The organism is Streptomyces griseobrunneus (assembly GCF_046713465.1).
Classification (GTDB): domain Bacteria; phylum Actinomycetota; class Actinomycetes; order Streptomycetales; family Streptomycetaceae; genus Streptomyces; species Streptomyces microflavus.
Genome location: NZ_CP177080.1, coordinates 6930347 through 6951928 on the forward strand (window position 1 = coordinate 6930347; position 21582 = coordinate 6951928).

A 21582-nucleotide genomic window follows, 5' to 3' on the forward strand; every position below is an offset into this window, starting at 1 on the left:
GAACACCGGCACCGCGGCGAACCGATGACGTGACCGCCAGGCTCTGCACGGCTCCGTTCCAGGAGGCGGCACGGAGAATCACTCGCCCTGTCGCGTCGGTGAGGAGCGCGCTCGCGCGGGGCCCGGCCACCGGGAGCCGCTCGGCCGGGGTGCCCCCGCCCGAGCGGCCCTGAGGACGTCACCGCGACAGCCGTGACACCCCGCGCACCACGACGAGGTGCCGGACCGTCAGGCGGTACGCCGTCGCCGGACCGCCCCGGCCACCACGTCGACCACGAGGAACCCGGCCAGGGTCACCCCCAGGAGCGGCAGCGCCCAGCCCAGGGCGATGACCGCAGGGATGCCCAGGACGAGGACCGGCAGCGGGAGCCGTCGCCACGCCCCGCGCTCGGGTGCCCGGCCGACGAGGGCCCGGCGGTCGTCGCGGGTGGGACGCCGCTGCCACCACATGCGGTAGCCCCGGACGATCACCGCAGTCAGGCCGAGCGCCACGAGCGCCAGCACGATCTGGTTGACGACCCCGAACAGCACGCCCATGTGCCCCTGCACGCCCAGCTTGCTGAGCTTGGACAGGGCCGGGTGGTCGGCCCAGTAGGTGCGCGAGGTGATCTCGCCGCTGGTGGTGTCCACGGCGACCCGGTCGTAGTGCACCGGCCAGACGTTGTCGTTCTGCGCCACGGTCCACGCGCTCGCCGCGTCCGTCGCGGGAGTGACCACCACCGTGCCGCCGAGACCTGCGGCCCGGGCCGCCATGAGGGCGGTGTCGAAGTCGGCCGGGTCGGCGTCGGCCGTCGTATCGCCGGAACCGCCGTGCTCAGCGTGTTCCGAGTGGTCCTCGGCGGGTTCCTGAGCACCCGGGAGTGCTGTGTCGAGGGCAGGGGCGTTGCCGTTCGCCGCGTCCAGCAGCCGCCCGAACCGCTCACCCGCGTAACCCGACCAGGTCAGGCCGGTGGCGCTCAGGAAGAGAAGTGCCAGCGCGAGCCACACACCGGTGGCCGCGTGCCAGCTGCGGGTCCGGCGCACCCCACGGGCCTTGCGGTCCGGAAGCAGCACGCCCCGCGCCGACTTCGCGCGCTGTCCCCGGCTGCGCCCGATCCACAGGACGAGGCCGCCCGCGACGGCCACCCACAGCCAGCTCGCGGCGACCTCGGAGTACAGGCGGCCGGTCTCGCCGAGGTGGAGGTTGCGGTGGAGGTCGTCGAGCCAGGTGGTGAGGGGTGTCGACCCGAACCAGGTCGTCAGCTCACCCCGCACCTCGGCGGTGTACGGGTCCACGAACACCGTGCGCTGGTTCTCGCCCAGCTCCGGCACCGCGAGCACCACCCGGGTGGTGTCCTCCGGGCCCGCCGGGGTGATCACCGACGCCGTGGTGCCCTCGGGGTACGCCGCCCGCGCGGCGGCTATCTGCTCCGCCAGCGGACGGGGCTCGTCCCCGACCCGCTCGACCCGCAGCCGGTCGCCGTACACGAGCTGGTCGAGCTGTGGCGTGAAGGTGTAGGCCAGCCCGGTCACCGCGGCGACCAGCAGGAAGGGGGCGACGAGCACACCGGCGTAGAAGTGGAGCCGGACCAGGAGGTGCCGTACGGCCTCCCAGGAGCGGGCCGGTCGCGGCTGGTCGGAGGCGGGTTTCGTGACGTCGTCGGGTCTGTCGGCGGCCGGTTCGCCGGTCGCGGTGCCGGTCGGATCGTGGTCGTTCTGCGGTATTTCTTCGGTTGTGTGAGACATGGGTGCTCCTCGGAGGGCAGGCCGCAGGGAGACTCCGTGGACCTGCCGGTGGGGGACCGGGTCCTGCCCGGGCGGTGGGAAGCGGTGGCGGCCGCGCCCTGATGGCTCCCGCACGCATGCCTCATGGACGCCCGATCACATCCGGCGTCCGCGGCTGGGTGGGGAGGCCGTCAGGCCACGGCCGCCGACGGCGGCCCACGCCGGTGGCGGGAGCGGGCGAGGAGCGCCCCGAACCGGATCCGCGCGACCACCGGCGGCGCCGGACGCAGCCGGGGAAGGCAGGGGAGCGACGGTGGAGGCCGGAGGGCGACGCGGGGGACGACCAGGGCCGCGAGGCGTCGCAGCACCCGCTCGCCGTGGATCACGCAGAGGGCCGTGCCGAGCGTGGCCGCCCCGTGCGCCAGGGTCATCCCGGCGTTCATGACGTGGCCGGCGCCCGTGCCCGTGCCGTGGCCGCCGGAGTGCCCGGCCATGGGGTGCTCGTGTCCGGCCGGCATGCCGGAGTGCTGGGTTCCGCCGGGCGCCGCCGAGAGGAAGTGGAAGGCGCCGTGCAGGGCGAACTGTGTTCCGCCCAGCACCAGCGTCACGACGTCGAAGCGACGTCGCCGGCCGCCGAAGAGAAGAGCCCCCTGCACGCTCAGGGCCAGGAACAGAAGGGCGAGCACCCCCGCGCCGGGCAGCCGTCCGCCCGCCGCGACATGGCTCACGGCACCGAGAAGCAGGCATGCGGAACCGCAGAGCAGGCCCCTGGCCGCTAGCGTCGGCCAGCCCCCCCGTGCACGCATGGAGACAAGGTAGCCATCCGCCGCGCACGCTCCGACCCGGGGTCCTTCGGCGCTGTCTGTTCCCACGCGGTCTCTTCCCATGGGGCAGTAGTCGGCCAGATGGCCGAAAAAGTTCCCGTACGCATTCCCGTACGGAATTCCCGTACGCATTCCCGTCGGCCGTCGTGTGGCGTCGCCCACAGCGGCCCCGGCCCGCCTCGGCCCCACGGGCCCCGGAACCCTTGCCGTATCAGGGGACCGGGCTGCCCCCGGGCCGGCCGGGCCGTGACCCGGATCTCGTTTCGCGCCGCGCGCTCCGCTGGCACTGTGGTCGGGTCACGGGGGGACCTCAGCCGGAGCCCGACGAACAGCGAGACGCCATGACCGCGACCACCGCCGCACAGAACGCCCACCACGCCCGCCGCGCCCGTACCGGGGGCCCGGACGACGACGGCCCCGGGCTGCTGGAGCACCTCGCGGGCTGGGCCCTCGTGGTCGTGCTCGCCATGTTCGTCACCCAGGCCGGGCTGATGTGACCCCGCCCCGGCCCCCGGAGCCGCGAAAGGGGTGGGGTGCCCGGCCGGCACCCCACCCCTGCGGTCCGCGTACTTCCGTGACCGGCTAGTCGATCGCCTTGATCAGCTCGCCGTTCTGGGTGTCACCGCTCAGCTCCCAGAAGAACGTGCCTCCCAGGTTCTGCTCGTTCTTGTACGTCATCTTGGTGCCGATGGTCTCCGGGGTGTCGTAGCTCCACCAGTCGTTCCCGCAGTGGGCGTACGCCGTACCGGCCACCGTGCCCGTGGCGGGGCAGCTGCTCTTGAGGACCTTGTAGTCCTCGATGCCCGCCTCGTACGTGCCCGCCGCCGCGCCGGTCGCGCTGCCACCCGGCTCGGACTGCGTGACACCGGTCCAGCCGCGGCCGTAGAAGCCGATGCCGAGCAGCAGCTTCTCCGACGGGATGCCCAGCGACTTCAGCTTGGAGATCGCGGCGTCGGAGTCGAAGCCCTCCGTCGGGATGCCCGGGTAGGAGCTGAGCGGGGAGTGCGGGGCCGTGGGGCCCTGGGCCGCGAACGCGCCGAAGAAGTCGTACGTCATCGGCAGGTACCAGTCGAGGTGGGCCGCCGCCCCCGCGTAGTCCACCGCGTCGATCTTGCCACCGTCGGAGCCGTCCGCGGTGATCGCCGAAGTGATCAGGTTGTCGTTCCCGAAGCTCTTGCGCAGCTCGCCGAGCAGCTCGCCGTAGGCGTCCCGGCCGCTCGTGTCACAGGTCAGACCGCAGGCGTTGGGGTACTCCCAGTCGATGTCGATGCCGTCGAAGACATCGGCCCACCGCGGGTCCTCCACCAGGTCGTAGCAGGACTGCGCGAAGGCGGCGGGGTTCTGCGCGGCCTCACCGAACCCGCCCGACCAGCTCCAGCCGCCGAAGGACCAGAGGATCTTGAGGTCCGGGTGGAGCTCCTTGAGCTTGCGCAACTGGTTGAAGTTGCCGCGCAGTTCCTGGTCCCAGGTGTCGGCGACCCCGTCGACGGACTGCTCGGCGGTGTAGGCCTTCTCGTAGTCGGCGTACGCGTCACCGATCGTGCACTTGCCGTTCTGCACGTTGCCGAAGGCGTAGTTGATGTGGGTGAGCTTGTCCGCGGAACCCGACGTCTCGATGTTCTTGACGTGGTAATTGCGTTCGTACGTGCCCCAGTTGGTGAAGTATCCGATCACCTTGTCGCCGGCCGCCGTGGGGGCGGCCTCGGCGGCGGCGGGGGCCGCGGCCGGCTGTGCGGCGGGTGCCGCGCCGGCCGGGGATGTGCCCGCGAGGCCGAGCAGGGTGGCGCCGAGCGCCGCCGTACAGGCGGCCGCGGCGAGCGCCCGGAGCCGGGCGCGGGGGCGGTGCGGTGTGAGCATCGTGGCTCCTCGTGGGGGAGGGCTGGTGCGTGGGGGGTGCTGGCCGAACTCCGGCCCGTACGTGCCCGGTTTGGCATGAACGCGGTAACGCGTCCGTAGAAGGACTAGACCAGTCGGGTCAATGGTTCGGACCAATTCGCCGATCTTCGGACCCCCTCCATCCCCTCCGACCAGGCCGTTACCCCGTGACGGAAGGCATCCGATCGGGCATACTCAACCCGCCACAGCCGCTGACCCGCGCCCCCCGAGACCCGGGAGGGCAGGATCGGCTGGGCAGTCTGTTTTTCCCGGCTCCGTTCCGGGAGATCACCCGGCGGCGCCTCTCACACCCGGAGCGCGCGACCGTCGCAACGCCCGACAGGGAGGAGAGCGCCGTCATGTCCGACCGTGCCCCGCAGCCGGTGGAACGCCGTCTGCCCACCGAGGAGTCCCGGCAGCTCGTCGCGCTCGTCCGCGACATCGTGTCCAAGGAGATCGCTCCCCGGGCGGCCGAGGAGGAGGACGCGGGCCACTTCCCGCGCGAGGTGTTCACCCTCCTCTCCGAATCCGGCCTCCTCGGACTTCCCTACGGCTCCGCCCACGGCGGCGGCGACCAGCCCTACGAGGTCTACCTCCAGGTGCTGGAGGAGCTGGCCGCGGCCCGCCTGACCGTCGGCCTCGGCGTCAGCGTCCACTCCCTCGCCTGCCACGCACTCGCCGGATACGGCACCGAGGAGCAGCAGGCCGCGCACCTCCCGGCGATGCTCTCCGGGGGCCTGCTGGGCGCCTACTGCCTCTCCGAACCCGCCTCCGGATCCGATGCCGCCTCCCTGCGCACCAAGGCCGTGCGCGACGGTGAGGACTGGGTCATCACCGGGACCAAGGCGTGGATCACCCACGGCGGCGTCGCCGACTTCTACACCGTGCTCGCCCGCACCGGCGTCGACGGCCCCCGCGGCATCACTGCCTTCCTCGTCCCCGGCGACGCCGAAGGTCTGAACGCGGCCCTCCCCGAGAAGAAGATGGGGATGAAGGGCTCGCCCACGGCCCAGCTCAACTTCGACGGCGTACGGGTCGGTGACGACCGCCGCGTCGGCGAGGAGGGCCAGGGCTTCGCCATCGCCCTGTCCGCGCTCGACTCCGGGCGCCTGGGCATCGCCGCCTGCGCGATCGGGGTCGCCCAGGCGGCCCTGGACGAGGCCGTCCGGTACGCCACCGACCGCCGCCAGTTCGGCCGCCCCATCGCGGACTTCCAGGGGCTGCGCTTCATGCTCGCCGACATGGCCACCCAGATCGAGGCGGGCCGGGCGCTCTATCTGGAGGCGGCACGGCTGCGCGACGCGGGGGAGCCCTTCTCCCGCCAGGCGGCCATGGCGAAGCTCTTCTGCACGGACGCGGCGATGCGGGTGACCACCGACGCCGTCCAGGTGCTCGGCGGCTACGGCTACACGCTCGACTTCCCGGTCGAGCGGCTGATGCGCGAGGCCAAGGTGCTGCAGATCGTGGAAGGCACCAACCAGATCCAGCGCATGGTCATCGCGCGCCACCTCGCGGGTCCGGAGACCCGCTGACCCGCAGCGGCCGGTCCGACCAGACGGGAAGCGCGGCGGCCTGGGTCCACTCCGGGTCGCGGTAGCCCGGCACGGTTCGGCCGCTGCTCCGCCAATGCCGCAGCAGGGCGCTGTAGATGGGCGGGTCGACGGGGGAGGCCATCGGCGAGTTCCCCGTCGACCGGGGCAGCGGCTGCGGCTGCGGAACCGATTCTTCGGGGGCCGGTGGAGCGAGACGGCGGCGACCCGAGCCGACTGGTGAATGCAGCGTCGTCATACGGGGTGAACGCGCCGGGGCGGGCCCGGGTCACTGCCGCGCCGATCCGAGTGCCAGTTCGGCGGGTGCCCGCAGGGGTGCCGGCCCCGGAGAACCGCACCGCCCGCACCACGCCGGACGGGCCGTCGTGGTGCGGGCAGAAGTGCACAGAGGGCCAGGAGCGGTTACGTACGGGCCGGGGGCGCGCCGCGCGAGTCCGTACGTACGGGGCCGGGGGCCGACGGCTCAGGCGGCCTCTCGCCGTATCCGGTCCACACGCAGCGGGCGGGAGCCCGGGCCCCCGGCGTGCGAGAAGGGCTGCATCCGCCAGTCGAGTCCCTTGGGGAGCGTCAGCAGCAGCGCCGCCTCCTGCTCCTGGGGCTCCAGCGTCTCGTCCGCGGGCCGGGCGTCCGCCACGACACGGCCGGTGCCGGAGCAGACGGTGAGCACGAACGGGTTCCACGGAGTGGGGCACCGGGCGTGCTCCGGCAGGACATCCTCGTCGGCCAGCAGCGCGATGGGCCGCGCGCAGTCCGGGCAGATCACCCGGAACATCTCGAACATGTCGTACACATCGGCGCCGTCGTCCTCGTCCGGATCGACAGGCTCCGGTTCGGTACGTCCGGTGAGCTTCAGGCTCTGCATGGGAATTCCCCCCTCGGGTGGGCCGGCAGGGCGCCACGGCCTCGACCACAGCAAGCACTTCCCTCCGTGCGTGGCCGGTAACCGCGAGGGACCCCGCTACCGACCCGTAGGTCTGTGGTGTTCGTCACATGCCCCCCGCAGGTGCCGTTCCGTGACCCGCACGACTGTGCCGACAGGCACCCGGGGCCATAGGTTGATCCGCATGGAGGAGCTGGACCGTCAGATTGTGGAGTTGCTCGTCAAGGACGGGCGGATGAGCTACACCGACCTGGGCAAGGCCACCGGCCTGTCCACCTCGGCCGTTCATCAGCGCGTGCGCCGGCTCGAGCAGCGCGGGGTGATCCGCGGCTATGCCGCGGTCGTCGACCCCGAGGCCGTCGGGCTGCCCCTCACCGCGTTCATCTCGGTGAAGCCGTTCGACCCCAGCGCACCCGACGACATCGCGGAGCGGCTCGCCGGGGTGCCGGAGCTGGAGGCCTGTCACAGCGTCGCGGGGGACGAGAACTACATCCTCAAGGTGCGGGTCGCGACCCCGCTGGAGCTGGAGCACCTGCTCACCAGGATCCGTACGCTGGCCGGCGTCTCGACCCGGACCACCGTCGTCCTGTCCACCCCGTACGAGGCCCGGCCCCCACGCGTCTGAGGGGCCGTCGGGCGCCCCGCGAGGGGGGTGCGGGCCGAGCCGCCTCCGGCAGGCGCGAGACTGGTCCCATGACCGAGAGCACCGCCCCCCAGAGCGCCCCCGAACACCGCACCCTGCTGCTGCGCGGGGGAGACGTCCACAGCCCGGCCGACCCCTTCGCGACCGCGATGGTCGTCGAACGCGGGCATGTCGCCTGGGTGGGATCCGAAGGGGCCGCCGACGCCTTCGCCACCGGCGTCGACGAAGTCGTCGACCTGGAGGGCGCCCTGGTCACCCCGGCGTTCACCGACGCCCACGTCCACACCACAGCGACCGGCCTGGCCCTCACCGGACTGGACCTCTCGGGCGCCCGTACGCTCCCCGAAGCCCTCGGCCTCGTCCGTGCGTTCGCGAACCGGCACACCGCCACCGACGTCCTGCTCGGGCACGGCTGGGACGCCGCACGGTGGCCCGAGCAGCGCCACCCCTCGCGCGCCGAGCTCGACGAGGCGTCCGGCGGCCGCGCCCTGTACCTGCCCCGGATCGACGTGCACTCGGCCGTCGTCACGACCGCCCTGCTCGACCTCGTCCCGGGCGTCACCTCGATGGCCGGACACCACCCCGACGCGCCGCTGACCGGCGACGCCCACCACGCCGTACGCGCCGCCGCGCACGCCGCGCTCACCCCCGCGCAGCGGACCGCCGCCCAGCGCGCCGCGCTCGATCACGCGGCCTCCCTCGGCATCGGCGCCCTGCACGAGTGCGGCGGACCCGAGATCTCCGACGAGGAGGACTTCACCTCCCTCCTGGCCCTCGCGGCCGAGCGGCCCGGACCCCGGGTCTTCGGCCTCTGGGCCGAGGAGATCGCCGACGGGAAGGGCGCCCGCCGGATCCGGGAGCTCGGCGCGATCGGCGCGGCCGGAGACCTCTTCGTCGACGGCTCCCTCGGCTCGCACACCGCCTGCCTCCACGAGCCGTACGCCGACGACCCGCAGACCGGCACCGCCCACCTGGACGCCGCCCGGATCGCCGCGCATGTCACCGCCTGCACCGAGGCCGGCCTCCAGGCGGGCTTCCACGCCATCGGCGACGCGGCCGTCACCGCCGTCGTGGAGGGCGTCAGGGCCGCCGCCGGGACGCTCGGCCTGGCCAGGATCCGCGCCGCCCGCCACCGGGTCGAGCACGCCGAGATGCTCACCCCCGAGACCGTCGCCGCCTTCGCCGAGCTGGGCCTCACCGCCTCCGTCCAGCCCGCCTTCGACGCAGCCTGGGGCGGCCCCGAGGGCATGTACGCCCGGCGCCTGGGCGTCGAGCGGGCCGCGACCCTGAACCCGTACGCGGCACTCCTGCGCGCCGGAGTGCCGCTCGCCTTCGGCTCCGACAGCCCGGTCACCCCCCTCGACCCCTGGGGGACCGTGCGGGCCGCCGCCCACCACCGCACCCCCGAGCACCGCATCTCCGTCCGGGCCGGCTTCACCGCCCACACCCGGGGCGGCTGGCGCGCCATCGGCCGCGACGACGCGGGGCTCCTGGTGCCGGGCGCACCCGCCGACTACGCCGTCTGGCGGACCGCCGAACTCCTGGTCCAGGCCCCCGACGACCGGGTCGCCCGGTGGTCCACCGACCCCCGCTCCGGCACGCCCGGGCTGCCGGATCTGACGCCCGGGGCCGAGCTGCCGGTCTGCCTGCGGACGGTGGTCTCCGGACAAACGGTCTACGTACGGCCGAACGAGTGACGTCGGAAGATTCCGTACCGCCGATCGATGGCCCGGGCACGCGTTCACGACCTGCGCAACCCCGGCACTGACCAGGCAATTTGGGCAAAAGCCGCAGGTCGCGCGGGTGTTGACAGAACGCGCCCACGGGCCGGTAGGTTCGGCCGGGTCCACCACAGGACGTCCGACCGGTTAAACCTCCACGCAGTCGTCGAACGCCGCTGGGTCATGGGGTGGTGTGCCGCACCGGCCCACCACCACTGACAGCCAGGTTCAGCGCCCGCGCCTCGGGGGCGAGGGAAGGTTTCAGCCGGACGGAGGGTGCGACCCGGGTGGGGCCCGGACGTTCAGTAGACAACGGCTTTCGGTCGACCCGCAGCCAGCGGGTCCCAGGTCGGCCCGAAGGGCGCCGGGCCCCGATCCGCAGTCCCGCACGGGTCGTCACGTGGATCCGTACGTGCTTCTGTCCGCAGTTCCGTCCATCTGCCCGGCCCGTGCCACGCGCCCACGCGACCGCAGCGGACTCCGGGGGCGGTCCGCTGGATATGGTGTCCCCCTGTGTACGGACTTTAAGGGGCAGCAGTGAACGACGGCGGTCAGAGGCAGTTCGGCCCGCTCGGCAAGGTCCTGGTGATCATTCCGACCTACAACGAGGTCGAGAACATCAGGCCGATCGTCGACCGGGTGCGCACGGCCGTGCCGGATGCCGACATCCTGGTGGCCGACGACAACAGCCCCGACGGCACCGGGAAGGCCGCCGACGAGATCGCGGCCGCCGACGAGCAGGTCCACGTCCTGCACCGCAAGGGCAAGGAAGGGCTCGGCGCCGCCTACCTCGCGGGCTTCGCCTGGGGCTCCGAGCACGGCTACGGCGTCCTCGTCGAGATGGACGCCGACGGCTCCCACCAGCCCGAGGAGCTGCCCCGGCTGCTCACCGCGCTCAAGGGCGCCGACCTCGTTCTAGGCTCCCGCTGGGTGCCCGGCGGCAGGGTCGTCAACTGGCCCAAGAGCCGCGAGGTCATCTCCCGAGGCGGCAGCCTCTACTCCCGCCTCGCTCTCGGCCTCTCCGTCCGCGACGTCACCGGCGGCTACCGCGCGTTCCGGACCGAGACCCTGGGGGGCCTCGGACTCGACGAGGTCGCCTCGCAGGGGTACTGCTTCCAGGTCGACCTGGCCCGCCGCTCGGTGGAGGCCGGCTACCACGTGGTCGAGGTCCCCATCACCTTCGTGGACCGCGAGATCGGCGACTCCAAGATGAGCCGGGACATCCTGGTCGAGGCGCTGTGGCGGGTCACCGGCTGGGGCATCACCTCCCGCGCCAACAAGGTCCTGGGCCGCAGGAAACCCTGACCCTCCACGGACGTACGGGCCGGTCCATGATCACCCCCTTACGCCGCTTCCACCTCCGTACGGGCACACTGGGTGCATGACGACCGGCACTCCGCCCCCGACCCGTCCCCGGCGCTCGCGCGCCCGTAGATTCCTGCCGCTGGCCCTCGCCGCCTGGCTGGTCCTGGAGATCTGGCTCCTGACCATGGTCGCCTCGGCGGCCGGCGGGCTCACGCTCCTGCTGATCCTGGTGGCCGGGGCGGTGCTCGGCACCGTGGTGATCAAGCGCGCCGGACGCCGCGCCTTCAAGAACCTGACCGAGACCCTCCAGCAGATGCCGGGGCAGCCCGGCGCCACCGAAGCCCCCCAGGTCACCGGAGGCAAGGGCGCCAAGGGCAACGGGCTGCTGATGCTCGGCGGGCTGCTGCTCCTGATCCCCGGCCTGATCTCGGACGCGGCCGGTCTGCTCCTGCTGGTGCCGCCCGTGCGCACCCTGATCAGCCGGCGGGCGGAGCGGTCCCTGGAACGCCGGATGCGGGCCGCGTCCCCCGGGAGCCTGTCGGACGCCTTCCAGCAGGCCCGGATGCACCGCCCGGACGGAAGGGTCGTCCAGGGGGAGGTCATCCGCGAGGACGGCACGCAGTCCCCCTCCGGCCCCGACGACGACCCCCGGGGTCCGCGCCCGCCGCTCACCCCCTGAAGCCGGACGCGCCAGGAGCCTGACGCCGGACATGCCAAGAGCCGCGGGGGGGCGCCCCCCCCCCCCCCCCCCCCCCCCCCCGCGGCTCTTGTGCTGTGCTGTTGTCGCGCTCAGTGCGGTGATACGCGGTGCGGTGGTGTCTCGCGGTCAGGCAGACTTCCTGCTGTCCCGCGGGTGCACGGCGATGTTCATGGCTCCGGAGCGCAGAACCGCCAGCCTCTCGGCCAGCACCTCCTCCAGCTCCTCGCGGGTGCGCCGCTCCATGAGCATGTCCCAGTGCGTGCGCGCAGGCTTGCCCTTCTTCTCCTCGGGGCCATCCCCGTCCACCAGGAGTGCCTGGGCGCCGCACGCCTTGCACTCCCACTCCGGCGGAATTTCCGCCTCTACCGAGAACGGCATCTCAAATCGATGTCCGTTCTGGCATGCGTACTCCACCGCCTGGCGCGGGGCCAGATCGATGCCGCGGTCCGTCTCGTAGCTGGTAACCACAAGTCGCGTGCCGCGAAGAGCTCGCTCACTCATGAATCGTGCCTCCCGGGCTTGTCGCCCACAGGACAAAATGTCGCTGTCGTCGTCATCCGGTCAACGTCCGGTCGCTGGCAAAGATTCCCGTCGCCGGTCATGCGTCGCCCGTTCGTGCCGCTGCTTTATCTGGGTTGAGTACCCAACCCTGCCCGGTTTGTCACCTCTGGTGGGCTTTGTCACCCAACGGTTGAGCTGCTTCCACTCGCAGTAACGGTCCTCCGGGCAGGCCAAAGGCGTACACTACCGGCCTTTGACTTCAACGTCTAAATCCGTTCCGGTAGGGGATTGCCCGCGGCCGCGATCGCACGCTGTACCGGGACCCGCGCGAGCAGCACGGCGCCGAGGGCGAAGAACACGATCAGGGAGATGATCGCCTCCCGGTAGCTGCCGGTCAGCTGGTACGCCAGACCGAACACCAGGGGCCCCAGCCAGCTCAGTCCGCGGTCGCTCATCTCGTAGGCCGAGAAGTACTCCGCCTCCTTGCCGCGCGGCACCAGATGGGAGTACAGCGACCGGGAGAGGGCCTGGCTGCCGCCCAGCACCAGTCCGATGGCCGCCGCGAGAACGAAGAAGAAGACGGGCGCGTCGGCGGGCAGCAGATAGGCGGCGATCAGGATCGCGGTCCATACGACGAGCGAGCCCAGAATCGTGCGCTTGGCGCCGTACACCCGGGCGAGCCGGCCCATACCGAGCGCCCCCGCCACCGCCAGGATCTGGACCAGCAGCACGGCGACGATCAGGGTCGTCTGGTCCAGGCCCAGTTCCTCGGAGCCGTACAGCGAGGCCTGGGAGATCACCGTCTGGATGCCGTCGTTGTAGACGAGGTAGGCGAGCAGGAACGAGAGCGTCAGTGGGTGGCGCCGCATGTCCTTGAGGGTCGCCACCAGCTGCTTCCAGCCGGAGCCGACCGCCCCTTCGCCGTCCGGTGCCACCCGTCGGTCGCGCAGCCGGCGCAGCGGTACGAGGGTGAACGCGCCCCACCACACACCGGCCGAGGCCAGACAGATCCGTACCGCGTCCGACTCCGCGAGCCCGAAGGACTCGTGGCCGGTGTAGAGGATCAGGTTGAGGACGAGGACCAGGGCGCCCGAGGTGTAGCCGAAGGCCCAGCCGCGCGAGGAGACTGCATCCCGCTCCTCGGGCTCGGCGATCTGCGGCAGATAGGCGTTGTACAGGACCATCGACACGGAGATCGACGCGTTCGCCACGATCAGCAGGAACGCGCCCAGCAGATAGCGGTGGCCGTCCAGGAAGAACATCCCCGCCGTCGCCGCGGCACCCGTATAGGCGGCCGCCGCCAGCAGTGGCTTCTTGCGTCCCGTACGGTCCGCCGCCGCGCCCACGATCGGCATCAGGATGACGGCCACCACGATGGAGGCCGAGACGGAGTACGCGAACAGCGAGCCCGCGCGCACCGGTATGCCCAGCGGGTGGACGAAGCCGTCGGGATCGGCCGCCGCCTTGGCGATCGACGTCAGATACGGACCGAGGAAGACGGTCAGCACGCTGGTGGAGTAGACGGAACAGGCGAAGTCGTAGAAGTACCAGCCGTGCTGCTCGCGCTTGCGGGCGGCCGCCGTCCCGTCGGCCGGCGGCTTTCCGGCCGGATCGGCCCATCCTGTGGTCCCGGTGCTCAACCCGCGCCCCCTCGATCGTCGCGTGCGGACGCGGACGGGCCCGGCGTCAGGCCCAGGCCCCTCGCTCGCTCAGCACCGTACGCAGCGTCTCGATGTGATCGGTCATGATGCCATCCACCCCGAGGTCCAGGAGGGCCGCCATCCGTTCGGGTTCGTTGACCGTCCAGACGTGCACCTGGAGCCCGAGCGCGTGCGCGGTGCGGACGAAGCGGGCGTCGACCACCGGGATGCCGCTCTGGCGCTCCGGAACCTGCGCGCAGACCGCGCCCGAGCGCAGCGCCGCCGGGATCCCGTACGAGCGCAGCCGCAGCCCCAGGACCCCGCGCACCCCGTACGAGGTGGCCAGGCGCGGGCCCGCCAGGCGGTGCGCGCGGGCCACCCGGGCCTCCGAGAACGAGCCGACGCAGATCCGGTCCCAGGCGTCGGTCCCGCGGATCAGCTCCAGGAGGGGTTCCAGCGCCGGTTCCGCCTTGACGTCCACGTTCCAGCGGGCCTCGGGGAACTCCTCCAGCAGTTCCTCGAAGAGGGGGAGCGGTTCGGTGCCCCCGACCCTGGCCCGGCGGACCTCGCTCCACGGCAGTGCGGAGATCCTGCCCCGGGCGTCGGTGACCCGGTCCAGCGTCGGGTCGTGGAAGGCGACGAGACGGCCGTCCGACGTGGTGTGCACATCCGTCTCGAAGTAGCGGTAGCCCGCGGCGGCGGCCCGGCGGAAGGCGGCCGCGGTGTTCTCCACACCGTCCGCCGCCCCGCCGCGGTGGGCGAAGGCGATCGGCGTCGCGTGGTCGAGATAGGGGTGGCGGCTCGGTTTCACTGCGGCAGTATGGCCTGCCCGGATGGAGGGGTGGCAACGGGGTCGGGTCCGGCGGGAGGCGTGGTGGTGGCCGGTTCGGCGGTCGCCGCGTCGGGCGTCGGGGCCGCCGGTCCGGTGACGGTCGCCGTCGCGGGTGCCGGGAGTTCGAAGACCCGGAGGAAGAGCTGGGCCAGCGGGCCGATCGCCAGGGCGTAGAGGACCGTACCGGCCCCGAGCGAGCCGCCCAGCAGGAAGCCGGTGACCACGACGGCCACCTCGATCGCGGTGCGGACCAGCCGGATGGAGCGGCCCGTGACCCGGTTCAGCCCAGTCATCAGCCCGTCGCGCGGCCCGGGGCCGAAGCGGGCCGAGATGTACAGGCCGGTCGCCACCCCGTTGAGCACGATGCCCAGGACCATCACCGGGATCCGGATGCCGAAGCCGTCGAGTCCGCCGACGAGGGCGAGCGTCCCGTCCATCGCCAGACCGACCACGAAGACGTTCGAGACGGTGCCGAGCCCCGGGCGCTGCCGCAGCGGGATCCACAGCAGCAGCACGATCGCGCCGACGATGATCGAGACGACGCCGATCGAGATGCCGGTCAGCTCCGTGAGGCCCTGGTGCAGGACGCCCCACGGCTCCAGACCGAGTCCGGCGCGGACCAGGAGCGCCGAGCTCGCCCCGTACAGCGCCAGACCGGCGTAGAGCTGGGCCAGCCGCCTGGTGAGGTGGGTGGTGCTCCGGGCGGTGGTGTCGGACACGTGCTGCCCCCTGGTGTGGTGGTAGTGGACTGCTCCATGTCACCCTGTGGCAGGGGATCGGCCACCAACCATGGCCAATTCGAGGAAGGTGGACTGATTTCGATGGCGCAGTGGACTTCGACGGTGGGGGCTGCTCAGCTCGCCCGGCAGCTCCAGGCCCAGCAGCCCCGGCCCACCGGCCCGGCCGGCCGGAAGCCGCCTGCCTACCGCGCGCTCGCCGACGGGGTCCGGCTGCTCGTGCTGGAGGGCCGGGTCCCGGTCGCCGCCCGGCTGCCCGCCGAACGCGAACTGGCCCTCGCCCTCTCCGTCAGCCGCACCACCGTCGCCGCCGCCTACGAGGCGCTGCGGGCGGAGGGGTTCCTGGAGTCGCGGCGCGGCGCGGGCAGCTGGACCGCGGTCCCGGCCGGGAACCCGCTGCCCGCCCGGGGTCTCGAACCGCTGCCCCCGGAGTCGCTCGGCTCGATGATCGACCTGGGCTGCGCCTCCCTGCCCGCGCCCGAGCCCTGGCTGACCCGCGCCTTCCAGGGGGCGGTGGAGGAGCTGCCGCCGTACGCCCACACCCACGGCGACTACCCGGCCGGGCTGCCCGCCCTGCGGCAGACGATCGCCGACCGTTACACCGCGCAGGGCATCCCGACGATGCCCGAACAGATCATGGTCACCACCGGCGCGATGGGCGCCATCGACGCCATCTGCCACCTCTTCGCGGGCCGCGGCGAACGGATCGCGGTCGAGTCCCCCTCGTACGCCAACATCCTCCAGCTGATGCGCGAGACGGGCGCCCGTCTCCTCCCGGTCGCGATGGAGGAGGGGCTCGGCGGCTGGGACATGAACCGGTGGCGGCAGGTGCTGCGCGACTCGGCGCCCAGGCTCGCCTACGTGGTGGCCGACTTCCACAACCCGACCGGTGCGCTCGCCGACGAGCAGCAGCGGCGGGACCTGGTCGACGCCGCCCGCTCCGCCGGCACCGTGCTGGTCGTCGACGAGACGATGAGCGAACTCCGGCTGGACGTCGACACCGCCATGCCGCGCCGGGTCTGCGCCTTCGACCCGGCGGGCAGCACGGTGCTGACCGTCGGCTCGGCCAGCAAGGCGTTCTGGGCCGGGATGCGGATCGGCTGGGTGCGGGCGGCCCCGGACGTCATCCGCTCCCTGGTGTCCGCCCGCGCCTACGCGGACATGGGCACCCCGGTCCTCGAACAGCTCGCCATCAACTGGCTGATGGGTACGGGCGGCTGGGAGCAGGCCGTCGAGATCCGGCGGGACCAGGCGCGGGAGAACCGCGACGAGCTGGTCGCGGCGGTGCGCAGGGAGCTGCCGGACTGGGAGTTCGCGGTGCCGCGCGGCGGGCTGACCCTCTGGGTGCGCACGGGCGGCCTCTCCGGCTCCCGGCTGGCGGTGGCGGGCGAGCGCGTCGGCGTACGGGTGCCGTCGGGCCCGCGGTTCGGGGTGGACGGGGCGTTCGAGGGCTATGTGCGGCTGCCCTTCACAGTGGGCGGCCCGGTGGCGGACGAGGCGGCGGTGCGGCTCGCGGCGGCGGTGGAGCTGGTCCGGTCCGGCGCGGGTGCGGGGGCCGACGCACCGCGCAGCTTCGTGGCCTGAGGGGCGCGTGAGCCGGGGGACGCCTGCGGGCGGGGAGCCGACCGCCCGGTCCGCTCCCCGCCCGCCCGCACAGAGTCACGGCTCTCCCGCTCACCCCTCGGCGATCGCCGCCTGCGCCCTGGCCGGCGGCTCGACCGGGCGGGACTCCGAGGCCATCGCCTCCACGGCGACGGGAACCTGCGCCGTGTCCGCGTCGTCGCGGGCATCAGCATCAGCATCTGTGGCGGTGTCGGCCGGTCCGTCGGGCACCGCGGCCGGTTGCGGGGAGGTGCCCGGCCGCTCCGGCAGCACATCGAGGACTGCCCGCCGGAGGGCATCGCTCGTGGCGTCGTCGTACGGGTCCGGGGTCGCCGGGACCTGGAGGCGCAGGACCGGTCCGGTGCCAAGGCGTGCGTAACCCCGGCCCGCCGGGACCTCCGGCGGCGGGGTGGTGTTGGGCTCGGCGCCCAGCACGGCGGTGATCTGCTCGCGGGACGCGGGGCCGAGGACGACGCGGGCCCGGGTGTGGGTCCGTACGGTCTCGGTGAGGGTCTCCAGGGCGTCGAACTGGTCGGCCAGGACGACGGTGACCCCGGCGGCCCGCCCGTGCCGCAGCGGCACCTGGAGCAGCTCCTGCGGGTCGGTCCTGCCGTCGGCCGCCGCGAGATGGCCTAGGACGGCGGGACGGTCCAGCAGGATCCAGAGGGGGCGCTTGACGTCCTCGGGAACGGGGTGCCCGCCCTGCCGCGCCCGGTTGGTGAAGATCAGCCGCCGCTCCGTCTCGTGCGCCGCCCACTCCAGGGTGGCCAGCGCCCCGCCCAGGCCGGACTCGACGGCGAGGACGCCGGTGCGCCCGGTGAGGGTGCCGTACTCACCGGTCCCGCTGCCGTCGATGACGAGGACATCGCCCTGCTGGAGGGCCTGGACGGCGATGGAGCGGATCAGGGTGGTGGTGCCGCTGCCGGGCTGTCCGACGGCGAGCAGATGGGGTTCGGTGGAGCGGTTGCCGGTCCGCCAGACGACGGGGGAGGCGTCCACGGTCGTGTCGCCGTCGCGGACCGGGACGGTGCGCCGGACCGCGTCGGGGTCGGTGAACCCGAGGACCGTCTCACCGGGGGCGGTGACGAAGCGCTGGGCGGCGATCGAGGTCGACAGGGGGGCCGGGACGGTCATGACCAGTCGGTTGGCCTCCTCGTCCCAGGCGAAGTGGTACTCGCGGCCGCGGCCCGACTTGGTGTGCAGCAGCTGCTCGATCCGGGACCGTGCGGCGGCCTCGCCGTCGGTGAAGTACGCCGGGTAGGAGACCTGGAGGCGGGTGAGCCGCCCGTCGCCGTCGAAGGCGTACCCGTCGAAGGCCTTCTCCCAGTCGCCGCCGTGGGCGAAGAGCGGGTCGGGGTCGTCGGGCACCGAGAAGTACGGCACGAGCGCCTCGTACAGGGCGCGCAGGCGGGTGGATTCCGCCTCGTCCGGGCCGGTCTTCACGGGGGTCCGCTCCCGCCCCTTCCAAGCGGCGGCGCCCATCACCGTGATCAGGGCCAGGATCGGCCCGTACGGGACGAGCGCCACTGCCGATACGCAGGCCGCGGCCAGGAACAGCTTGGGACCACGCCGTTCCTTCGGTGTCGCGGCCCACTTATGCCGGCCGGACACGGCCAGCAGCCGCAGACCACGGAGGATCGTGATCAGCGGATGGAGCACATCGGTGGCACTGTCGGCGGCCGTGCGCGCGATCTCTCTGCTGCGAGTGATCGAAGCGCTGCCGCTGCTCAGAATGCGGGGGAGTGGTCGCCGGGCCACAGCTGTCTCCTGAAGGGGTGGGAGCGGTTGCGGAGCGTCAGAACTTGATCCCGCCCAGCAGACCGGCGAGGCTCGCCCCGCCTGCCGTGATGCTCGGCGCGATCGCGGTGCCGGCCAGGTAGAAGCCGAACAGCGCGCAGACGATGGCGTGGGACGCCTTGAGCCCGTCCTTCTTGAAGAACAGGAAGACGACGATGGCGAGCAGTACCACGCCCGAGATGGAAAGGATCATGAGCGGATCTCCTGGTTGAGGGGACAGTCACCATGAGTCCTTCCAGGATCACGCGAAGTATCTATACGATAAAAGGTGCAATTGAGTGAATAAGTAGCATTTTCACTTGACTGGCGGAGTGAAGCCGGTGCCCCGCGCGCGGTATTTCGGAGTCCGTGCCGGGCAGGAGTCACCCGCGGTGATCTTTTGCCGTATCCGGGCCCGGTCATGTCCGTCCCGGAGCAGTACCCTGTCGATTCACTCGTACGGCCCCGTGCCGTACACCCCCCGGTGACAGCGGCAGCGCCGGCTGCGGCAACGGTCAAGGAAGGCGGCCCGCGCGATGAGCGAAACTCCCGATCCCGAGGTGGTCGAGCTGGCGACCAAGGTCTTCGACCTGGCCCGCACCGGCGAGACCGAGGCGCTCGCCGCGTATGTCGACGCCGGCGTCCCCGCCAACCTCACCAACGACCGGGGCGACTCGCTGCTGATGCTCGCCGCCTACCACGGGCACGCCGAGGCGGTCACCGCCCTCGTCGCCCGCGGCGCCGACCCGGACCGGGCCAACGACCGCGGCCAGACCCCGCTGGCCGGAGCCGTCTTCAAGAGCGAGAACGGCGTCATCGACGCCCTCCTCGCCGCGGGCGCCGACCCCGCCGCCGGTACGCCGTCCGCGCGGGACACGGCCCGGATGTTCGGCAAGGCCGACCTGCTGGAACGCTTCGGTGCCCGCTGAGGCGGCGGCGGGCGCACCCGCGGGGGTGTCCGCCGAAGGCTCCGCTGACCGGTCCGTCGTAAATGTGGTCGCGGTGGCGAAATGGCTGGGTCATCATGACGTCGCGGGTCCGTTTCGGGCCACCGACGAGAGGCAGAGGAAGATGCTCTACACCAGGCGGAAGACGGCGGTCGGCCGATCATGTTGCTGCGCGGCGTAGGGGTGTCCCCCGTACACCCCCTCGTGCCCACGGGCACGGGGCACTGCACAGTCCCGGTTGCGTCGACAGCTTGATGTGAGGCTTTCTCCCATGTTCGATCCGTTCATAGCGCCGAGCGGCACCCTGCTCGGCCTGCTGCAGAGGGGCCGCGGCGACGGCACGCTCCACGCGCTCGCCGCACCGCGCCCCGAGGCCCTCGCGGCCCTCAACCACTGCGTCGTGAGCGACCCCCGTCACGACTGGCAGGTGGAGAACCGCTCCCTCTACTACGCCCGCCTGTACCTGGATCTCGACGGCGGCATCGAAGAGATCGAGCGCCATCTCGGTGACCCCGACGACCGCACGGACACCGACGACTCCCGTACCGGCCTCGCGCTCTCCGTCCTCGGCCACCTCGCCTCCTACGGACGCGACGACGCCCTGGCGCTGCTCCGCCGCTATGCGGCCACCGGCTCCAACTGGGCCTGGGCCCTGGACGAGCTCGCCCTGCGCGACGACGACGCGGGCCTGCGCTCACTCGCCCTGCCCGTCCTGGGTCGTTTTCCGGCCACCGAGGAAGGCACCGCCGAGCTCGCCGCTGCCGTACGCGACTCCTTCGAGCCGCGCCCCTGGCGGCTCTGGGCCGACGACCCGCGCGCAGCGGTCGGCGCCCGGGTGCGGGCCGCCACCGAACAGGGCTCGTTCGACCGGTGGCAGCGCCAGATGCGCCCCGGCGGCCCCCGCCCCGGCTGGAGCGTCCAGGCCGTCTTCGACTGGGCCCAGCAGGCCCTGGAACGCGGTAGCGAACTGCACGTCCCCGCGGCCCGCTGCCTCTCCGCCGTCGCCGGACCCGACGACCGTCCCCAGATCGTCGAGGCCGCCCGCGACGGCTCCGAAGGCGCCCGCTGCGCCGCCCTGCACTACCTCGCCGAGGCGGCCGACCCCGCTGTCCTCGACCTCATCGAGTCAGCCGCCCTCAGCTCCTCCCGTACGGTCGCCGACGCGGCCGTCGCCGCCTTCGAGCGGATGTGCGGCGACGACGCCGTGGAACGCGCCCGGCGCTGGGCCCGGCGGCCCGACGCCCTCGGCGCGTCCGCCGCCGGAATCCTCGCCTGCCGCGGCACCTCCCAGGACGCTCCCCAAGTCCTCGGCGCGCTGCGGGAGGCCGTACGCGGCGACGGACCCGACGCTCCCCGGCTGTGGACCCTCGTGGACGGCACCGGCCGCCTCGGCATCGCCTGCGCCGCCCCCGTACTGCGCCACATCTACCGCGAGACGTCCTCCTCCCACCTGCGCGGCCGGGCCGCCCGAGCCCTCGCCGCCACCGACCCCACCTTCGCGACCGGCTTCGCGGTGGAGTGCCTGTGGGACTGCGAGGAGACCACCCGTGAGGTGGCCGCCCTGCACGCCGAGACCGGAGACATCCGCGTCGCCGAGCGCTTGCGTCGCCTCGCCGCCGACCCGGCCGAGGAGGCCGAGGTGCAGACGGCGGTACGGAGCCGGATCGGACCGGACGCGCCGGCCCTCTGACCGTGCGATTCGAGTAGGAGGGGGCGTTGTCAGACCCCCCTCCTACGCTTCTCACCATGGACATCAACGAGTGGTGGGGGCTCGTCGGGCGGGCACGTGAGGCGGCCGGGGACCGGGCGGACGACCGGGACCTGCCCGACGACCCGCTGCCGGGCGCCCTGACCGACGTGCTCGCGGCGCTGGAGCCCGACGAGATCGTCGATTTCGCCGTGACGGCGTACGAGGTGACCGCGTCGGCCTACCGGTGGCCCCTGTGGAACGCGGCCTATCTCATCGAGGGCGGCTGCGGTGACGACGGATTCATGGACTTCCGCGACGGGCTCGTCCTGCTCGGGCGGGAGGTCTTCACCCGCGCGGTGGCCGACCCCGACACCCTGGCCGGGCTGCCCGTCGTGGTCCGGATGAGCTGCGGGGAGAGCGGCTGGATCGGTTACGAGTCGCTGGACGGGCCGGTGAAGGAGGCGTACGTGCGGGCCGGGGGCGAGGCTGACGGGTTCCTCGCAGCCGTGGAGGCGGCCGACCGGGGCCGGACACGGGCCCGGGAGCCGGGCGGCGAGACCTGGGATGCGGAGGACGCCGACGCAACGCGCCTCCACCTGCCCCGGCTGGCGGCACTCTTCCTGGAGTGAAGGGGTGGCCTTCTCTCCCTGCGGGT

20 protein-coding genes are annotated in these 21582 nt (G+C 72.8%); 10 read left to right on the forward strand and 10 right to left on the reverse strand.

Translation table 11 applies throughout. The features are described 5' to 3' along the window. Positions 1-228: 228 nt before the first annotated feature. Both ACK8N7_RS31615 and ACK8N7_RS31620 read right to left on the reverse strand, forming a co-directional pair. Positions 229-1725, reverse strand: coding sequence for a PepSY-associated TM helix domain-containing protein (locus ACK8N7_RS31615; protein WP_500444665.1), 1497 nt, complete (start codon positions 1723-1725; stop codon positions 229-231). A gap of 170 nt (positions 1726-1895) precedes the next feature. Then, positions 1896-2390 (reverse strand): hypothetical protein, encoded by a 495-nt coding sequence (locus ACK8N7_RS31620; protein WP_500445883.1) that lies wholly within the window; start codon positions 2388-2390, stop codon positions 1896-1898. Between the two features lie 479 nt (positions 2391-2869). On the opposite strand from ACK8N7_RS31620, the gene ACK8N7_RS31625 reads away from it, so the two are divergent. Next, positions 2870-3025 (forward strand): SCO1431 family membrane protein, encoded by a 156-nt coding sequence (locus ACK8N7_RS31625; RefSeq protein ID WP_106973160.1) that lies wholly within the window; start codon positions 2870-2872, stop codon positions 3023-3025. Between the two features lie 85 nt (positions 3026-3110). Here the strand turns inward: ACK8N7_RS31625 and ACK8N7_RS31630 are convergent, their stop codons facing one another. Then, a complete protein-coding gene (locus ACK8N7_RS31630; protein WP_403217777.1) occupies positions 3111-4385 on the reverse strand; it encodes a glycoside hydrolase family 18 protein in 1275 nt (424 codons plus the stop codon). Positions 4386-4762: 377 nt separating this feature from the next. Here ACK8N7_RS31630 and ACK8N7_RS31635 point away from each other — a divergent pair, with 377 nt between their 5' ends. Continuing rightward, complete coding sequence (locus ACK8N7_RS31635; RefSeq protein ID WP_403217776.1) at positions 4763-5935, forward strand: acyl-CoA dehydrogenase family protein; 1173 nt, start codon at positions 4763-4765, stop codon at positions 5933-5935. 481 nt (positions 5936-6416) lie between these two features. On the opposite strand, the gene ACK8N7_RS31640 is transcribed toward ACK8N7_RS31635, so the two are convergent. Beyond that, positions 6417-6815: a hypothetical protein gene (locus ACK8N7_RS31640; RefSeq protein ID WP_403217775.1), complete on the reverse strand. Its 399-nt coding sequence runs from the start codon at positions 6813-6815 to the stop codon at positions 6417-6419. 202 nt (positions 6816-7017) lie between these two features. Here ACK8N7_RS31640 and ACK8N7_RS31645 point away from each other — a divergent pair, with 202 nt between their 5' ends. The 4 genes from ACK8N7_RS31645 (at position 7018) to fxsA (ending at position 11181) form a co-directional block, all read left to right on the forward strand. Then, the gene (locus ACK8N7_RS31645; RefSeq protein WP_015607305.1) at positions 7018-7458 is read left to right on the forward strand and encodes an Lrp/AsnC family transcriptional regulator; all 441 of its coding nucleotides are present in this window, start codon (positions 7018-7020) and stop codon (positions 7456-7458) included. Between the two features lie 68 nt (positions 7459-7526). Continuing rightward, the gene (locus tag ACK8N7_RS31650) at positions 7527-9173 is read left to right on the forward strand and encodes an amidohydrolase (protein ID WP_403217774.1); all 1647 of its coding nucleotides are present in this window, start codon (positions 7527-7529) and stop codon (positions 9171-9173) included. 561 nt (positions 9174-9734) lie between these two features. Next, positions 9735-10502: a polyprenol monophosphomannose synthase gene (locus ACK8N7_RS31655; protein WP_403217773.1), complete on the forward strand. Its 768-nt coding sequence runs from the start codon at positions 9735-9737 to the stop codon at positions 10500-10502. Positions 10503-10578: 76 nt separating this feature from the next. Next, complete coding sequence (gene fxsA / locus ACK8N7_RS31660) at positions 10579-11181, forward strand: FxsA family membrane protein (protein WP_403217772.1); 603 nt, start codon at positions 10579-10581, stop codon at positions 11179-11181. 147 nt (positions 11182-11328) lie between these two features. On the opposite strand, the gene ACK8N7_RS31665 is transcribed toward fxsA, so the two are convergent. The 4 genes from ACK8N7_RS31665 to yczE all read right to left on the reverse strand — a co-directional run bounded on the left by ACK8N7_RS31665 (position 11329) and on the right by yczE (position 14894). Next, positions 11329-11703: an RNA polymerase-binding protein RbpA gene (locus ACK8N7_RS31665; RefSeq protein ID WP_003959706.1), complete on the reverse strand. Its 375-nt coding sequence runs from the start codon at positions 11701-11703 to the stop codon at positions 11329-11331. 266 nt (positions 11704-11969) lie between these two features. Next, the gene (locus ACK8N7_RS31670; RefSeq protein WP_403217771.1) at positions 11970-13343 is read right to left on the reverse strand and encodes an MFS transporter; all 1374 of its coding nucleotides are present in this window, start codon (positions 13341-13343) and stop codon (positions 11970-11972) included. A 46-nt stretch (positions 13344-13389) separates the two neighbouring features. Next, on the reverse strand, positions 13390-14154 hold the full coding sequence (locus ACK8N7_RS31675) for a glycerophosphodiester phosphodiesterase family protein (RefSeq protein WP_403217770.1): 765 nt from the start codon (positions 14152-14154) through the stop codon (positions 13390-13392). Further along, positions 14151-14894: a membrane protein YczE gene (gene yczE / locus ACK8N7_RS31680; RefSeq protein ID WP_403217769.1), complete on the reverse strand. Its 744-nt coding sequence runs from the start codon at positions 14892-14894 to the stop codon at positions 14151-14153. Before yczE ends, ACK8N7_RS31675 begins: the two co-directional genes overlap by 4 nt. Before the next feature lie 102 nt (positions 14895-14996). On the opposite strand from yczE, the gene ACK8N7_RS31685 reads away from it, so the two are divergent. Then, positions 14997-16496, forward strand: coding sequence for an SCO1417 family PLP biosynthesis transcription factor (locus ACK8N7_RS31685; RefSeq protein ID WP_403217768.1), 1500 nt, complete (start codon positions 14997-14999; stop codon positions 16494-16496). 90 nt (positions 16497-16586) lie between these two features. Here the strand turns inward: ACK8N7_RS31685 and ACK8N7_RS31690 are convergent, their stop codons facing one another. Both ACK8N7_RS31690 and ACK8N7_RS31695 read right to left on the reverse strand, forming a co-directional pair. Next, positions 16587-18272, reverse strand: a complete 1686-nt coding sequence (locus tag ACK8N7_RS31690) for a hypothetical protein (RefSeq protein ID WP_500444666.1) — start codon at positions 18270-18272, stop codon at positions 16587-16589. Positions 18273-18309: 37 nt separating this feature from the next. Beyond that, on the reverse strand, positions 18310-18504 hold the full coding sequence (locus ACK8N7_RS31695; protein ID WP_003970432.1) for a hypothetical protein: 195 nt from the start codon (positions 18502-18504) through the stop codon (positions 18310-18312). A 322-nt stretch (positions 18505-18826) separates the two neighbouring features. Here ACK8N7_RS31695 and ACK8N7_RS31700 point away from each other — a divergent pair, with 322 nt between their 5' ends. From ACK8N7_RS31700 to ACK8N7_RS31710, 3 genes are all read left to right on the forward strand, one after another. After that, positions 18827-19219 carry an ankyrin repeat domain-containing protein gene (locus ACK8N7_RS31700; RefSeq protein ID WP_032760547.1) on the forward strand — a complete coding sequence of 131 codons (393 nt, stop codon included), beginning with the start codon at positions 18827-18829 and terminating at the stop codon, positions 19217-19219. A gap of 289 nt (positions 19220-19508) precedes the next feature. After that, on the forward strand, positions 19509-20927 hold the full coding sequence (locus ACK8N7_RS31705; RefSeq protein WP_403217766.1) for a HEAT repeat domain-containing protein: 1419 nt from the start codon (positions 19509-19511) through the stop codon (positions 20925-20927). 56 nt (positions 20928-20983) lie between these two features. After that, positions 20984-21556, forward strand: coding sequence for a DUF4240 domain-containing protein (locus ACK8N7_RS31710; protein WP_403217765.1), 573 nt, complete (start codon positions 20984-20986; stop codon positions 21554-21556). The last annotated feature ends 26 nt before the right edge of the window (positions 21557-21582 follow it).